Source organism: Paracoccus nototheniae (genome assembly GCF_004335005.1).
In the GTDB taxonomy this organism is placed as follows: domain Bacteria; phylum Pseudomonadota; class Alphaproteobacteria; order Rhodobacterales; family Rhodobacteraceae; genus Paracoccus; species Paracoccus nototheniae.
Genome location: NZ_RQRT01000038.1, coordinates 1 through 16,013 on the forward strand (window position 1 = coordinate 1; position 16,013 = coordinate 16,013).

The following is a 16,013-nucleotide window of genomic DNA, read 5'->3' on the forward strand; positions in this document are numbered from 1 at the left end:
TTTGGAAAAAAGGGGGCCATGCGTGCCATCTGCGCGGCAGTCAGCCAGAAAAGGTCGCTCATGTCACCGCTCCGTTTCTGGGCCGTGAATCACGCCGCGAAACGGAAATCAATGCATCCTGACCCTAAGGATGCTACCTGACTAAAGTCGTTTTCCGGTAGCTTGATCAAAGAAGGACGCCTTCCTGGTATCGATGTTCACGGAAAAGGGATTTCCCACCATAAAATTATCGTCTTGGCTCAATCGGTGCACCAGACTGATCCCCTCGAAATCGGACCAAGCCAGAATTTCATTGCCCATCGGTTCGATCAGCAACAGATTGACTTCGAACTGCGGCGATACGCCGTCGGCCGGGACGATATGCTCGGGCCGAAGGCCGAGCGTTACCTTTTGTCCGCTCTCGACGCGATCGGCAAAGGGATATGCATCGATATCGAGCGCGAAGCGGCCGGCTTCGAAGGTGAGAGCGCCGTCGCGCATCGCAAGCTGTCCTTCGACCTTGTTCATGGCAGGCGAGCCGAGGAAACTGCCAACGAACGCATTGGCTGGTTTGTTATAGACGTTCAGTGGGGTGTCGAGCTGCTGGATGATGCCGTCCTTCATGACGGCGATCCTGTCCGCGAGCGTCAGAGCCTCGATCTGGTCGTGGGTCACGTAGATCATGGTCGAGCCGATCGACTTGTGCAGCTTCTTGATTTCCAGCCTCAGCTCTGCGCGCAACTTGGCGTCGAGATTCGACAAGGGCTCGTCAAAGAGAAAGATGTCCGCGTCGCGCACCAGGGCGCGGCCGATGGCCACCCGCTGGCGCTGTCCGCCCGAAAGAGCGGCGGGCTTGCGGTCGAGCAGATGCGTGATCTGCAGGATATCGGCGGCCCAGGACACCTTTTTTTCGATCGTTGCACGGTCGACCCGGGCCATGCGCAGGCCATAGGACATGTTCTTTCGCACGCTCATCGTCGGATAGAGCGCGTACGACTGGAACACCATGCCGATGCCACGGTCTTTCGGGTCAAGCCAGGTCACGTCTTTTCCGTCGAAATGGATGCTGCCCCCGCTTACGTCGGTGAGCCCGCCGACGGCGTTCATCAGGGTGGACTTTCCGCAGCCGGACGGCCCGAGCAGAACAAGGAATTCACCGTCGCGGATGTCCAGGTTAAGATTGTCCATGACGACCTGCTGGCCGTAGCGGATCTCAAGATTGCGGATGGAAACGGAAGTCATGACTTACCCCTTTACGGCGCCGGATGCGATGCCACGGACAAACCAGCGACCGGACCCAAGATAAACGGCCAGCGGAACCAGGGACGTCAGGATGGTCGCTGCCATGTTGACGTTGTAGGCCCGCTCGCCCGTGGTGGTATTGACGATGTTGTTCAGCTGCACGGTCATCGGCAGGTTTTCCCGCCCGGCGAAGACCAGCCCCAGCAGAAAGTCGTTCCAGATTGCCGTCACCTGCATGATGACCGCGACGATGGTGATCGGGACCGACATCGGCAGGATGATGGTAAAGAAGATCGCCCAGAATCCGGCGCCATCGACCCGTGCCGCCTTGAACAGCTCTGAGGGCAGTCCCGAATAGTAGTTCCGGAACAGGAGTGTCATGACCGGCATCCCGAAAATGACATGGGTGAGGACGATCCCCGACAGCGATCCGTAGATGCCTGCCTGGGAATAGAAGCGCACAAGCGGATAGATGAACACCTGATAGGGCATGAAGGCGCCCAGCAGCAGGCAGGCAAAGAGCAGGTTCGCCCCCCTGACCTTCCAGAATGACAGCGCATAGCCGTTGAGGGCGCCCAGAAGGATCGACAGGATGACGCTTGGGATCAGGATCTGGACAGAGTTCCAGAAGCCGATGCGAAGCCCGGTGCAGTCGAGCCCGGTGCAGGCGCTGGACCATGCCGTCGCCCAGGCCTCCAACGTGGGCCGCACGGGCAGTGCGAAGATCTGGCCAAGCCGGATCTCGTCCATGGTCTTCAGCGAAGTGACGACCATCACGTAGAGCGGCAGCAGAAAGAAGAGGGTCATCACACCCAGAAAGGCATAGATGCCGATACGGCCCCATCGCTGTTGAGAGGTCACCGGGCGCCGGAGTGACGGCGCGGTTGTTTCGGCCACACTCATGCCGTGGTCCCCTTCTTGCCAAGGTATTGCGAATAGAGAACCGGCGCGATGATGAGCAGGACGGTGACCAGCATGGTCGTCGATGCCGCCGTGGCTAGGCCGATATTGGCGCGCTCGAACAAGTTGTCCATGATGAACTTCGCCGGAACCTCGCTGGCCGTTCCGGGACCGCCATTGGTCATTGCGATGATCAGATCGTACATCTTGACGATGCTGATCGACAGCAGCACCAGCGAGGTGATGATCATCGGTCGAAGGATCGGCAGAATGATGAAGGCATAGGCGCGCCAGAGCGGTATGCCGTCGATCCGCGTTGCCTTCCAAAGATCCGTGTCGATGCCCCGCAAGCCGGCAAGGAGCAATGCCATCACCAGACCGGCCCCGTGCCAGACAGTCGCCAGGACGACGGCGTAAAGGACGGTATCGCTGTTGACCACCCAGTCCAGGACGAACTCCGAAAAGCCCAGATTACGCATGGTCCGCTCGATCCCCAGATCAGGGTTGAGGATCCATTGCCACATCAGGCCGGTCACCACGAAGGACATGGCGTAGGGATAGAGAAAGGCCGTCCGGAACAGGCCCTCCGCGCGCACGTTCTGGTCGATGAAGATTGCCAGTAGCGTTCCCAAGACAAAGCAGATCGCAAGAAAGAAGATCGCGATGAAGACGAAGTTCTCCAGCGAGGTCAGCCATCGCGACGTGCCAAAAAGCTGGACATACTGGTCGAAGCCCACGAAGTCGTTCCTGGGGAGCATGCGCGAGCTTGTGAAAGAAAGGCGGACCGACCACGCCATGGTGCCCAGATAGGCGAAAATGACGATAGCGGCCATCGGAAACAGGGCCAGATACGCTGCAGTATTGCGTCGCATATGCCGGATGAGTTGAGCGGTCTGCAAGGTATCCTCCCTCTGCCAATGGAGGGAAGACAAGGTCCTCCCTCCGCCACCAGACTTTCTGTTTTTCCGGATCAGTTCCGCAGCGCGTTGCCGAAGCGGTCGACCGCCTCGTCGACACTCATGTCCGTGTTCCAGAGTTCGGTGACAACGTCCTGGACCGAACCATAGACGTACTCGTTCATCATCTGAGATGCATCCGGCACCAGGCGCGACGGGTCGGCCATGATCTCCATGCCAAGTGCGGCGCACTGATCCAACGCGGATAAGTCGACGTCGGAGCGGACCGGGATCGAACCCTTGAGGTTATTGAACGCCACCTGAACGTCCGGAGCGGTTATGGTCTCGGCCAGCATGGTCTGAGCCTCGATCTGAGCCGGATCCTCGGTTCGCGGAAAGACAAATACGTCGCCGCCGAGCACATAAGGGGCATCCTCCCGCAGACCCGGCAGGCAGTTGTAATCGACGCCAATTTTCTGATTGGCCTGCGTAAATTCGCCCTTGGCCCAATCGCCCATGACCTGAAATCCTGCGGTGTCACCGATCAGCATCGCCGTGGCGTCATTCCAGTTTCGCCCGGGCGAGGCACTGTCCACATAGGGTTTGAGCTTAATGAAGGTTTCGATGACTTCCCGGAATTCGGGCGAGCTTATCGCCTCCTCGTCCTTGTCGGCATAGACGCCGGTCCAAAGATCCCGCCCACCGACATTGGTCATCATCGCGGAGAAGAGCAGGTTTTCCTGCCAACGCTGACCACCAAGGGCGAGCGGTGTAATATCGGCGGCCTGCAAGGCGTCGAGCGCGGCGAAGAATTCCTCCATCGTCTCAGGAGGCGACTCAATACCTGCCTGCTCTAGCGCTCCGGAGGAATACCAGATCCAGAGCGGCATGTGGATATTGACGGGGGCCGCGTAGTATTTGCCGTCGACCTTTATCGCATCCACGATCGGGGCCGGCAAAAGGTTGTCCCAATCGTTCCGGGTGGCGACATCGTCGATGTCGTTCAGCAAGCCCTCGGCAATGATCTCGTGATATTGCTGCGAGGTGTTGAACAGGGCGGCGGTAGACGGGTCGCCGCCAATGATCCGGTTTATGGCGGCGCTGCGGGCTGCCGAACCGCCGGCAATGGCATTGTCGATCCACTCGCCGCCGCGCTTTTCGAACGCGTCAGCCAGAACCGAGATCGCCGCCGACTCGCCACCGGAGGTCCAGAAGTGAATGACCTCTGCCTCCTGAGCATGCCCTGCGGCTGCGCCGATGGCCAGCGCGACGGCGGTGTGCGCCATCAGTTTTGTCTTGTGAAACATGTGTCCTCCCCAATGCACAAAATAGATCTTCGCTGACCAGAAAAGTAAGGACGGCGACGTGCTCCAGAACCTCCAATGGAACCGGTTCCATTTCAAACACGGTGACTTGATCTTGTCAATCGTTCCTGCGACAACTGCTTTAAGGCAACGCGTCAGGGCGGGCGACAAGTGATGCAGCTCCGTATCAAGTATATGTAATAAAATAGGAATAATTCAGGCAGTATCATGGTAGAACATAAGACTGCGACATTGAAAGACGTGGCGAAGCTTGCTGGCGTCGGGTCGGGGACCGTATCCAGATTCGTTTCTGGAAACGGTTCTATTTCGCAAAAGTCTGCCGAGAAAATCGCCCTTGCGATCAGTCAACTCAACTATAGGCCAAACAGCATAGCCCGCTCGCTGTCATCGCGTCGCTCAGAGCTTGTGGGGGTATGGGTGCCGTCGCTTGAGGGGCCCTATTACCAGATGATGATCCGGGCCATCGAGCTGGAGCTGCGGCAGCAGGGAAAACACATGATCCTTGCAAATGCCGAGGATGCAAAGACTGATGAGGACCGGCTTGCGCATATCGACTATCTGATCAATCGGGACTGCGATGGCATCCTTATGGCGGGGTCGCGGCTCGGCGATTTCAAGCTCGCCAGCCTGTCGGATCGCTATCCGAACCTCGTCTGCATCAACCGCCAGGTTGAGGCGCTGCCCGGCCGGGCCTTTTCCATCAATCACGACCGTGGCGGGCGCCTTGCCGCCCAGCACCTCCACGGCCTCGGCCATCGAAAGATCGCCGTCATTACTGGCCGGCTCTCGGCTCAGGACGCCAAACAGCGCCATAACGGTTTCGTCGATGAGTTGGAGCGACTGAACAATCCGGTTGCGCCTGAACGCGTCATTGAGGGCGCGTACAGCTATGCTGGTGGAGAGGGAGCCGCTGACAGCCTGATGCAGTCGGCGGGCGATTTTACTGCGGTGTTCTGCGGCAACGACAAGGTGGCGATGGTGGTCGCGGCCCGCCTCCAGGCCCGTGGCATCAAGGTGCCGGAACAAGTGTCCGTGCTGGGCTATGACGATGTCGATTTCGCCGCCTACATGGTTCCTGCGCTGAGTACGATTCACGCACCCATTGTCGAGATGACGCAATCGGCGTGCCGCCAGCTCCTCAACCTTACCTATGGTCTCGACATGCCCTTCCAGGAGCGATTTGAGCCCACCCTTTGCGTGCGCAAATCTACCGCGCCGCCCCTATTCGCCCTCTGATTCCGCAGCATCGAAAGACGAACATGCCCGAATTCATCGATAACGGAACCCGTTTTCGCCTGACCGACCCCATGCTGGCGCCGGCCGCGGCCGGATATTTGTGGAATCGGCGGATGATGATCCAGATGACCTGCCGGGGCTACGCCGTCAGCCAGTACATGGACCCCGAACCGAGGAAATACGCCCACGTTCCGACGATTGCCGGGCAGAGCTTCATGCAGCCCGAGCATCGCTATTTTGCCCATCACCCGGGCCGCTTCTTCTATGTCCGCGACAACCGAAGCGGGTCGCTGTTTTCGGTCCCCCACGAGCCAGTGCGTGCGCGGCCGGACAGCTTTGTCTTTGAGCCGGGCCTCTCCGACATGCGTTGGACGGTAGAGAAGGACGGGCTGCGCGTGGAACTCTGTCTCGAACTGCCCGAAGATGACGTGGCCGAGATCTGGACAGCAACGGTAAGCAATATCGGTGAAAGCACTCGGGACGTATCATTCGTCCCTTATTTTCCAGTCGGTTACATGTCATGGATGAATATGGGCGGACATTTTGACGCCGAACTGGGCGCCGTCATCTGTACCAGCGTGACCCCGTATCAGGCGGTCGAGGATTACTTTCGGAACCGCCACCTCAAGGATATCACATTTCTTGCCGCCGACCGCCTGCCGGACCATTTCGAAGTCTCGCAGCAGGCCTTCGAGGGTGAGGGCGGGCTTGCAGACCCATCGGCGCTACAAGCAGGCAAGAATCTGGCAGGCGGCGATGCGGCCTATGAGATCCCGGCTGGCATCCTGCAATACAATCTGCTGCTCCCCGCAGGCGGATGCGAGCGCTTCCGTCTGATATTCGGGCCTGCGCATGACAAATCCGAAGTCGCCATGCTGATCGGCAAATACCTGCGCGGCGACGCAGACGCGGTGCAAAAGGCGACCCGCGCCTACATGGCTGAAGGGCTGGGCAGCTTTGAAATCGAGACGCCCGACGCGGCCTTCGACGCATTCGTCAACCACTGGCTGCCGCGACAGGTATTTTATCATGGCGACACCAACCGCCTCACGACCGACCCACAGACGCGGAATTATTTGCAGGACGCGCTTGGCATGGTGTTTATCCGGCCAGACACGACCCGCGAGGTCATCCTGCGCACCGCGAGCCAGCAGTCCGTCTCCGGCAAGGTGCCGGATGGCATCCTGCTGCGCCCCGATGCGACGCTGAAATATATCAACCAGATCCCCCATACCGACCACGCGGTCTGGCTGGTGATTGCGACCTGCGCCTATCTGGACGAAACAAACGACCGCTCCATCTTGGCCGCGTCGGCCGGCTGGTCTGACAGCGATGTGAAAGATAGCCTCTACGACCACGTCACGCGCGCGCTAAGCTTCCTGGCAGGCGAGGTGGACGAGCGCGGCCTGCCTCTGATTGCGCAGGGCGACTGGAACGACCCCATGAACATGGTGGGATACAAGGGGAAGGGCGTCTCGGGGTGGCTGGCTGAGGCGTCGAGCTATGCCATGTCTCTCTGGGCCGAGGTTTGTGAGGCAGAGGCGGACCGGGAAACGGCTGGATGGCTGCGAGGCGAGGCTGGTGCCTTGGTCGAGCGGATCAACGCGCATCTGTGGGATGGCGACTGGTATGCCCGGGGCATCACGGACGACGGAAAGCATTTCGGCGTCTCTGCGGACGAAGAGGGGCGGATTTACCTCAACGCTCAAAGCTGGGCGATGCTCTGCGGCGCAGCGGACGAGGATCGCCAGGCCCGAATGCTGCGCGCCATTGATGAGCACCTCGAAACACCTTACGGCGTCGCCATGTTCGCCCCTGCCTACACCCGGATGCGCGAAGATGTGGGTCGGCTGACCCAGAAATGGCCCGGCAGTGCCGAGAATGGCGCGGTCTACAACCACGCAGCCGCCTTCTACGCAGCAGGCCTCTACCATATCAAGGAAAGTGATCGGGCGTACCGCGTGTTACGCGCAATGCTGACCGAACCCAAGGCGGAAGACATTGCCGTCCGCGGACAACTGCCGCTCTACATCCCGAATTATTATCGCGGGGCGTGGCGCCAGTATCCCCGAACCGCGGGACGGTCGAGCAATCTGTTCAATACCGGCACGGCCTCCTGGTTCTACCGTCTCGTGATTGAGCAGCTTTGCGGCCTTCGGGGCACCCGCGACGGGGTCGTGATCGCGCCGCAGATCCCTTCGGACTGGGATCGCTGCCGCTTCCGCAGGACATTCCGGGGCGCGATCTTCGAGGTTGACGTTGAACGCGTCTGTGGCCTGACAGACCGGGAAATCGACGTGGACCGAGAGCTGCTCGATGGAGACGTCCTGAGGCGTGTCGAACGTGGCAGGACCTATCAGGTCCGGGTGAGGCTCCCCGAGCGGGCATAGCCCCATCACCGGCACAGGGCGGCGTACCGTCCTGTCACGGCGCGGCCACCGTGGTGACTGGGCGCGCGGACCCGCCTTGCCAGCAAATACGCGCACCGTCTAATGAGGAGAACACCACATGACTATGGTACGGTGGGGTCTGGTAGGCCCCGGGAATATCGCCCGGAACTTTGCAGACGGCATGGCACAGGCTGCCTCGGGCGTTCTCATCGCGGTGGCGAGCCGCACCGAGGCAAGCGGGCGCGCGTTCGCAGATCGCTACGGTCTGGACGAGACGAAGCGATACACCGACTATCGCGATTTGTGCGCAGATCCGCAGGTGGACGCCATTCACATCGCGACCCCGCATCCCTTCCACGCCGAGCAGGCATTGATGGCAATCCGCGCTGGCAAACACGTATCGGTCGAGAAACCGGCCGGGATCACCGCCGCCGAGGTCAGGACGCTTGTCGAGGCAGCGGAGCAGTGCCGGGTTTTCTTCATGGAAGCCTATATGTACCTGTGCCATCCGCAAATCGCGCGGGCGGTGGAGATCATACGATCGGGCGAGATTGGCACGCTTCGACACATGCGTGCGTCGTTCGGCTTCGAAGCGCCCTTCAGCCCCAGCTCTCGCTTGTTCTCACAAGAGCTGGGCGGCGGCGCTATTTTGGATGTCGGCGGTTATCCCGTTTCCGCCGCACGCCTTTTTGCAGGAGTGGCGCAGGGTCGGTACGCTGAGCCAGAAACAATCAGCGGGACTGGGTCGATTGGCCAGAGCGGCGTCGTCGAAGTCGCCCACGGCGCGCTGGTGTTCGCCAATGGCATCACTGCCGAAATCGGCTGTGCGATCCGTCAGACGATGGAAAACGTCATTCATGTCGAGGGCGACCGGGGCAGCCTAGTGCTTCCGACCCCCTGGACCCCCGGGCGCGACAGGGGGCCGTCGGACGCGCGCATCCAGGTGACGACAGCGGGACAGCGGCGCGTCGAAGACCTCCGTCATCCGGAGCATCTCTTTGCATTTGAAGCCGAAGCCGCGAGCCGGGCCATTGCCGAGGGTCGCACAGGCCTCACGTGGCCGCAGATGAGCCCTGCGTTCAGTATGGGTAACAACACCGTCCTAGAGAATTGGCGCGCACAGATCGGGTAACCCTCTTCGGCGCATCAGCGAGTTCATCTCGAGCGACCTCGGGCTGTGTGCTTACCCCAACGACGTCACCCAAACCTGCTGCCCACGAAACCGGCAGCAGCTCACTTCGAATTCTTATGCGAGAGGCTTTCGCCCTTGCAATATATGCTGGACTAAAGCGCGTAGCATAAGCGCCATTCGATTGTCCGAACCGTTCTGCCAGAACGACCCCGGGTTCGCGAAGATGACGATCCTACTGCCTTACGAAGTCAGTGCGGGGGATCCGTTGGGACGACTCTCAGCCGTGACGTCGTCAACACCGTCCCGTCTTCTGCGCAGGTCAACCGGGCTTGCCACTGAGGCGACTGAAACGTCAGGCGGAGCTTGCCCGCGTCATTACCGGTGCCGCGCTCGACGCCGGTTCTGATGTTTCCGGACTGCATTAACACTTGAAAGCCGATCACATCGAGCCCCAACAGGGGTGCAATTTGCACTGCCTCAACGAGAGGCTGCCCATTCTTAAAGTCGATCCTCATGACTTCCCTCTCCCTCCTCAGGTTTCTGCTTCGTTCACCTGGCAGCAAGCTGTTCATTTCGCGGACGAAGGAAGTGTTTGGTGGAATTTGCGACCTTCGTAGCTCAAGATCAAAATCTCAGAAAGCTGCGTTGCACCACGCTTGATATGTCCCCAGCACAGCATCAGGCCGAACCAGGAAAGAAACGCAGTTCGGTACCCTGATCAGCTCCGTCACTAGGGCATCGACAATCGCAAGCGGCCCAAATAACGCCGTTATCGATGATCATCTTGTGGGTCAGCCACAGAAGCTTTCGGCAGGACGACAGGTACTGCGGCAAGGATGATCAGTACAACCGCCGCCGACAAAACTGCTGTCGCTTCTAACCCGAGACCGGCCATCACGCCGATGCCCGCTGTGGCCCAAATATTCGCAGCTGTCGTCAGCCCTTCGATTTGTTGCCGTGCAGACCGCACCATGATCGCACCGGCGCCGAGAAAGCCAATTCCCTGCACAATGCCTTGCAGCACGCGTGACATGTCGCCAATTTCCATCCCGCTCCGTAGCGGACCCAAGACAAAGAGGGCCGCACCAACGGCAACTAGCATATGTGTGCGAACGCCCGCGCTTCTACCCTTCCGCTCTCGTTCATACCCCAAAATACCGCCAAGGGTTGCTGCAAGTACCAACCGCACCGTGATGCGCGTCAGTGTGGCGACATCCGGGACGTCGGAAAATTCGCTCCGAATAGTCAGCCATATTTCGTCTCCCACGGCAGCCCCTTTGTTGACCGGAACGGTCGCTTCGCAAACGTAGCCACGAAAGCGATTTGTGCCAAGCAGCCAGTTCTGAACTGCTCGAGGATTAAGAACCAAGGGGTTTTGTCACTAAGTCTTGTGACAGAACTCCATCGACGTCGTGTTGAGCGCACCACGCATCCGGACGCATGGCGCGCTCAGCCTGCTCTGCACCCTAGAACCGTTCAGCAATAATTTGGGTTAGCTTGTGATGGTCGGCATCGAAGTCACGGATCCCTTCAGCTAGTTTCTCGGTGGCCATGGCGTCGACGTTCATGTCCCACCGAAACTGCGCTTCGGTTATTGGTTTGTGCGGTTCGGCATGGGCCTGTCCGGGCCTCAGGGCGCGGGGCAGGTCTGCAACTTCAGAAGACAATTCATCCAGCAGCTTGGGCGATATCGTTAGGTTGTCGCAACCCGCCAGCGCCTTTATCTGGCCCGTATTACGGAAGGATGCGCCCATGACGACGGTCGCGATGCCGTTGGCCTTGTAATAGTCATAGATCTTGCGGACCGAGTTGACGCCCGGATCCTGAAGTGAATCATAGCCATCGACCCCCTCAGCCTTCTTGTACCAATCCGTGATGCGTCCCACAAAGGGCGAGATCAGATAAGCCCCTGCATCAGCGCAGGCTACCGCCTGCGCCATGGAAAACAGCAGCGTCAGATTGCAGTCGGTGCCTTCGTCTTGCAGAATTTCGGCCGCGCGAATCCCTTCCCATGTTGATGCCAGCTTGATGAGGATCCGCTCTCGAACCACGCCGCGTTCGGCGTAATCGGCCAAGATGGCGCGGGCACGGGCGACCGAGGCATCGGTGTCAAAGGACAGTCTCGCATCAACCTCGGTCGAGACGCGGCCGGGTACCAGCCCGCTGAGCCGCGCTCCCACCGCCACGGTCAGCGTATCAGTCAAAGCGGGAGCGGATAGGCCCGCCTTGCGACCCGCCTCGATCTCGGCGACGATCATCTCCTCGGATGCCGGATCTGACAGGGCGACCAGCACGAGCGAGGGGTTGGTCGTGCAATCAATCGGCTGATAGCGTTTGACCGCCGTTACGTCGCCGCTATCGGCAACCACGACCGTCATGTCGCGCAATTGGTCAAGAACCGTCTTCACTGGCGTCTTCTCCTGTCTATCTGTTAGCCTGCCACGGGGGATAGCCCACGCATGCTCTGGTGACTGCTTGCAAATCATCTTTCCGCAGTGCGGTCTAAACCCGCCACACACGAAACTGTCGAACCGGTCCGGATCGAGATGCACGGCCTCGTCCTCGTAATGTCTTAGAAACTCACGCGAATGAACCATCGCACCGGAACAGAGATAAAGTGCAGCCCAGCCCATCCGCGCCAGCGTGACGGCCTTCGGTGACGATGCGCGGAAGGCCGTATCAGGACGCTCAGAGCGCCTCGAGTTTCTCCACAGCGGCGCGACAAGCATCTTCGTCGCCGTTATCAAGCGCAGCTTGCGCCTCGGAAAGCAGCGCGCTGCGGTCCGAGGTTACAGAAACTGCATCTTCGGCTGATGCATCATTGCTCGCGGTATCTGCTGCGGCCGTAGGGCCGTAATCCCCCGAGGCCGTACCTCCGGTTTCCGTCGGTGTCGCGTCTGCCGCGCTTGCGGATGGGGGGCTGCTGGCAGCACTTTCAGCGGCTGTTGGATCTCCTTCCTGTTGGGCCTCGATATCTTGACCCGACATCGCAACTGGGGTGCTCGCTTCCGCCTTGGTTCCTTCAAGCGGCGCCAGCGATCCGTCTTTGGCGATCCCTTCGCCGCCTGCCTCACTCGAGGCTGCGGGAGCGACGAGCGAAGATGGTACACCCGTGGCAGCAGGGCGGTCGGCAGACGCCGGGTCGCTCGTCGCAGCCGTGCTGCCAGCGGCATCCATGTCGCCCGCAGCAGGGCTGTCGTCGGCCGAGGCGGGGTCATCGTTCATGGAGGACGCGGCACTGTCAGCTCCAACCGCAGCATCCGGCATCTCCAGCGGCGCCAGGGAGCCATCTTTTGATATTCCCCCACCATGGGCAGCACTTGCGTCACCTGCGTGAAGCAGGGCCAATTCTGCTGCGCAGTCCGCCATAGCTGTTGTTCCGATTATAACCAACGCGCTGCTGGTCATCAGCATAGTATGCAATTTCATGTGATCCTCCCAAATCTGTCCGCGTCCCAAGCATCCTGTCTTAAACCAGATCCAATACCACTTGTTCCCGGCATCCACTTTTAGGTGTAAATGAAGGCCGGCGTTGGAGGTTTCTCAGGACGGTAGAGTCGGCAGGCAGCCATTATACGGCGGCAAACGTCATCGACCGGCATGCCGATGGTAATGCGAAACTAACATCGGATGACCCGCCATCTTTATCCCGGCGTTGTTCCATTAACTAAGCCGCAAACCATGAAGGTCGAGAACTGAAATGATCCGCATTTCTCACGCAGAGAGCCATGCCACGCTACACCGTTTCGTTGCTGCTCAAGACGGCACTTATCTCGATGCTCTGTCAGAACTGAAGCGGGGCAGCAAGCAGAGCCACTGGATGTGGTTCATCTTCCCCCAGCTGCGAGGTTTGGGGCAGTCAACTATGTCTTTATTCTATGGCATCGAAAATCTGGACGAGGCGCGACGCTATCTTATGCATCCGGTCTTGGGACCACGCCTCGTCGCTTGCACCAATGCCGCCCTCTCTCACGGCGAAATTTCGGCTGAGGCGATCTTTGGCACTGTTGATGCCGGCAAGTTTCGCTCCTCGGCCACGCTGTTCGCGACCGCTGCACGCGACGAACCGGACGTTTTCAAGAATGTCATCACGACGTTTTTTAACGGCCAACACTGCCGCATCACGGCAGATCGCCTTCATTCCGCCCCGGACTAGGCCAGGAACTTGCTCCCACGATCAGAGAACGCTCTCCTTCAGCATCCCGACCGAGGGTGCTTCGCCGGAGTGGTCAATCCACGCGGGCTGCGGGGCATCAGATTTTGTAAGCTGAAAGTTTCTGATGAGCCTTTTGCACTGTGGTAAGAATGATCCGGAATGTATGCTCAGTAGGGGCAGGACATTCAGACATGATCGGTTGATTGGCCTTCTGGCTTTCAAAGCAGAGTAAACATCCTTAGCCGGCCTACGACCTAGCGCCGATCATATCACCCCGCCCGGCCTGCGGCTGGTCATTCGTTGAACCTTATCTAACAGCATCGCAGTAGGTCGGTGTTACCTCCGATCCCCACCGGATGCTTCTGGCCGACCATCACGACACAGGTCGACGACGAGTAGCTGTTTGAGATGCCCAGTCCGCAGGCAGGATCGCAAGCCCCAGGAGGCGAGCCGACATCAAACTTATCACAAGCTCCGGGATGTCCGTACAGGGTCTGGGCCTGCCCGCCAGATGGTGCGGCTGCAGCACGATGCTAAATTCCATCTAACGGTCGACCAATGTCTTCCCGCCGGCCAACTCATCCCACTGCAGCTGCCCGGCGTCGAACTGTTAAGGCTTTCATTCAAGATCGCCGTGCCGTCACCGGTGATACACTGCGTCTCCTGGACATTGCTGTGGGGGCAATAGCGGCGGGCGCTGCAAAGTGCGCCTTATGGCGAGATCGTGAACCGCAATGCCAGCGGGTCATTGTTCAAGAGGCGACAGCCGATCAGCAGATGGTCGAACAGCGACGGGCCGTCCAACCTGTCATACACCACCAGTCCATGCCGTCCGGTGGCAGAAACCCCTCGGCGTCCCCCGTGGTCGACGCCAGAAGAAAATCCGTTTCACGCCTTGAGGACGACTTTAGTCCAGTCATTCTGGTTCCAGCGAAAGCCATCATAGCCCCTGGCGGCATCTTCCAGCGGCAGCCGATGCGAGATCATGAAGGTTGTGTCCAACTGCCCCTCCTGGATGCGGTGCAGCAGATCATGGGTATAGGCCTGAACATGGGTCTGGCCGGTGCGCAGCTGCAGGCCCTTCTGCATCAGGGCGCCAAGCGGAAACTTGTCCATGAACCCGCCATAGACCCCGGGGATCGACACGCGCCCGCCCTTGCGCACCGCCAGCAGCGCCTCGCGCAGGGCATGGCCGCTGTCCACACCGATGCCGACGGCCTGCTTGATATTGTCCATCACCGTGTCCAGCGCAAAGCCATGCGCCTCCATCCCGACCGCGTCGATCACCGCATCGGCGCCGATACCGCCGGTCATCTCCATGATCGCCTCCAGCACCGACGTCTGTTTGAAGTCGATCACCTCGGCGCCCATCCGGCGGGCCAGAGCCAGACGGTTGGGATAGTGGTCGATGGCGATGACGCGGGCGGCGCCCATCAGCCGCGCGGCCTGAATGGCGAACAGTCCGACAGGGCCGCAGCCCCAGACCACCACGGTATCGTCGGGTTCGATATCGGCGTTCTCGGCGGCCATCCATCCGGTTGGCAGGATGTCGGACAGAAACAGCACCTCGTCGTCATCCATTCCCTCGGGGATCACGATGGGACCGACATCAGAGAACGGCACGCGCACATATTCCGCCTGCCCGCCCGGATAGCCGCCCGTCAGGTGGCTATAGCCGAAGAGACCCGCCGCCCCGTGACCGAACATCGTTTCCGTCAGATCCTGCTTGTCGGCGGGGTTCGAATTGTCGCAGGCCGAGAACTGCGCCCGCTGGCAGAAAAAACACGCCCCGCAGGAGATGGTAAAGGGCACCACCACCCGCTGGCCGACCTTCAGCGTGCTGCCGGGGCCGGTCTCGACCACCCGGCCCATGAATTCGTGGCCCAGAATGTCGCCCGCCTGCATGCCGGGGATGACCCCGTCGAACAGATGCAGGTCGGACCCGCAGATCGCGGTTGAGGTTACCTCGATGATCGCGTCGCGCGGGTTCACCAGCTGGGGATCGGGCATCGTCTCGACGCGGACGTCGTGCTTGCCGTGCCATGTCAGTGCGCGCATGGATCAGGCCTCCTGTCTGCGATTGAGGGGGGTGGCGATTTCGCCGGTTTCCAGAAACATCTTCAGCCGCTTCAGCTCGCGGCGGCCCTGAATCGAGGGGTCGGCCTGAAACAGCTTGGCCACGACCCGCCCGAGCGCGCCGAAGGGTGGGACGTAGGCGATGATGGCCGTCACCTCGGTCCCCCGGTTTCCCGGCGCGTCGCGGAAGGCGATCCGGCCCGTGGTCTCGATCTCGGATTCGTCGGTCGAGGCCCATGCGATGACCTCGCCGGGGCGATCCTCGGTGATGCGGGTGCGCAGGGTGATGTCATGGCCAAGGCTGCGCAGGGTCCATTGGCTGACCTCGCCTTCGGTGGTGACGGCGTGGACGTTCTCCATTACACCGGCAAGGTTCCCGAACTGGCGCCAGAAGGCATAGACCTCGTCCCGGGGGCGGGCGATGGTCACGGTACGACCAGCAATCGCGAAGCGGCCTTGGGACGCATGCTTGGCCGTCCGGGCCGGGGCGCTGTCGTGAGGGCGGCGAGCCGGGCGGTGGGCCAGCAGATAGCCGGCACCCGCGGCCCCCAGAAACACGCCCAGAATCGCCCCTAAGCCGGGGCCGGATGCGGGGGGATGGTCGCGGTCGGAATAATGATTATGGGGCATGGGCGGTCCTTTCCGAAAATGCGCGGCACCCGGAGGCCAGTGCCGCGACAG

Annotated in this window: 14 protein-coding genes; 4 read left to right on the forward strand and 10 right to left on the reverse strand. The window is 60.3% G+C overall.

The window, feature by feature from the left end; all coding sequences use genetic code 11:
• Nucleotides 1–141 precede the first annotated feature (141 nt).
• The 4 genes from EG885_RS13730 to EG885_RS13745 all read right to left on the reverse strand — a co-directional run bounded on the left by EG885_RS13730 (nt 142) and on the right by EG885_RS13745 (nt 4,324).
• A complete protein-coding gene (locus tag EG885_RS13730; RefSeq protein WP_131575530.1) occupies nt 142–1,221 on the reverse strand; it encodes an ABC transporter ATP-binding protein in 1,080 nt (359 codons plus the stop codon).
• Between the two features lie 3 nt (nt 1,222–1,224).
• Nucleotides 1,225–2,124: a carbohydrate ABC transporter permease gene (locus EG885_RS13735; protein ID WP_131575532.1), complete on the reverse strand. Its 900-nt coding sequence runs from the start codon at nt 2,122–2,124 to the stop codon at nt 1,225–1,227.
• Nucleotides 2,121–3,020: a carbohydrate ABC transporter permease gene (locus tag EG885_RS13740; protein WP_242679657.1), complete on the reverse strand. Its 900-nt coding sequence runs from the start codon at nt 3,018–3,020 to the stop codon at nt 2,121–2,123. Before EG885_RS13740 ends, EG885_RS13735 begins: the two co-directional genes overlap by 4 nt.
• Before the next feature lie 71 nt (nt 3,021–3,091).
• Complete coding sequence (locus EG885_RS13745; protein ID WP_131575534.1) at nt 3,092–4,324, reverse strand: ABC transporter substrate-binding protein; 1,233 nt, start codon at nt 4,322–4,324, stop codon at nt 3,092–3,094.
• A gap of 225 nt (nt 4,325–4,549) precedes the next feature.
• Here EG885_RS13745 and EG885_RS13750 point away from each other — a divergent pair, with 225 nt between their 5' ends.
• From EG885_RS13750 to EG885_RS13760, 3 genes are all read left to right on the forward strand, one after another.
• On the forward strand, nt 4,550–5,578 hold the full coding sequence (locus EG885_RS13750; protein WP_131575536.1) for a LacI family DNA-binding transcriptional regulator: 1,029 nt from the start codon (nt 4,550–4,552) through the stop codon (nt 5,576–5,578).
• A 23-nt stretch (nt 5,579–5,601) separates the two neighbouring features.
• Nucleotides 5,602–7,968, forward strand: coding sequence for a GH36-type glycosyl hydrolase domain-containing protein (locus EG885_RS13755; RefSeq protein ID WP_131575538.1), 2,367 nt, complete (start codon nt 5,602–5,604; stop codon nt 7,966–7,968).
• A 124-nt stretch (nt 7,969–8,092) separates the two neighbouring features.
• Nucleotides 8,093–9,100, forward strand: a complete 1,008-nt coding sequence (locus tag EG885_RS13760; RefSeq protein WP_278248486.1) for a Gfo/Idh/MocA family protein — start codon at nt 8,093–8,095, stop codon at nt 9,098–9,100.
• A 248-nt stretch (nt 9,101–9,348) separates the two neighbouring features.
• On the opposite strand, the gene EG885_RS23575 is transcribed toward EG885_RS13760, so the two are convergent.
• The 4 genes from EG885_RS23575 to EG885_RS13775 all read right to left on the reverse strand — a co-directional run bounded on the left by EG885_RS23575 (nt 9,349) and on the right by EG885_RS13775 (nt 12,529).
• Entirely contained in the window at nt 9,349–9,672 is a 324-nt protein-coding gene (locus tag EG885_RS23575; RefSeq protein WP_415639300.1) for a DUF6522 family protein, read from the reverse strand.
• A gap of 197 nt (nt 9,673–9,869) precedes the next feature.
• On the reverse strand, nt 9,870–10,367 hold the full coding sequence (locus tag EG885_RS13765) for an MgtC/SapB family protein (RefSeq protein ID WP_207392280.1): 498 nt from the start codon (nt 10,365–10,367) through the stop codon (nt 9,870–9,872).
• Nucleotides 10,368–10,566: 199 nt separating this feature from the next.
• Entirely contained in the window at nt 10,567–11,829 is a 1,263-nt protein-coding gene (gene tal / locus EG885_RS13770) for a transaldolase (RefSeq protein ID WP_242679659.1), read from the reverse strand.
• Nucleotides 11,789–12,529 carry a hypothetical protein gene (locus EG885_RS13775; protein ID WP_131575542.1) on the reverse strand — a complete coding sequence of 247 codons (741 nt, stop codon included), beginning with the start codon at nt 12,527–12,529 and terminating at the stop codon, nt 11,789–11,791. Before EG885_RS13775 ends, tal begins: the two co-directional genes overlap by 41 nt.
• Nucleotides 12,530–12,800: 271 nt before the next feature.
• On the opposite strand from EG885_RS13775, the gene EG885_RS13780 reads away from it, so the two are divergent.
• Nucleotides 12,801–13,256 carry a DUF1810 domain-containing protein gene (locus EG885_RS13780; protein WP_131575544.1) on the forward strand — a complete coding sequence of 152 codons (456 nt, stop codon included), beginning with the start codon at nt 12,801–12,803 and terminating at the stop codon, nt 13,254–13,256.
• Between the two features lie 888 nt (nt 13,257–14,144).
• On the opposite strand, the gene EG885_RS13785 is transcribed toward EG885_RS13780, so the two are convergent.
• Together EG885_RS13785 and EG885_RS13790 are read right to left on the reverse strand one after the other, a co-directional pair.
• A complete protein-coding gene (locus tag EG885_RS13785; RefSeq protein WP_131575546.1) occupies nt 14,145–15,314 on the reverse strand; it encodes a zinc-dependent alcohol dehydrogenase in 1,170 nt (389 codons plus the stop codon).
• Between the two features lie 3 nt (nt 15,315–15,317).
• Nucleotides 15,318–15,962, reverse strand: coding sequence for an SRPBCC family protein (locus EG885_RS13790; protein WP_131575548.1), 645 nt, complete (start codon nt 15,960–15,962; stop codon nt 15,318–15,320).
• Between the last annotated feature and the right edge of the window lie 51 nt (nt 15,963–16,013).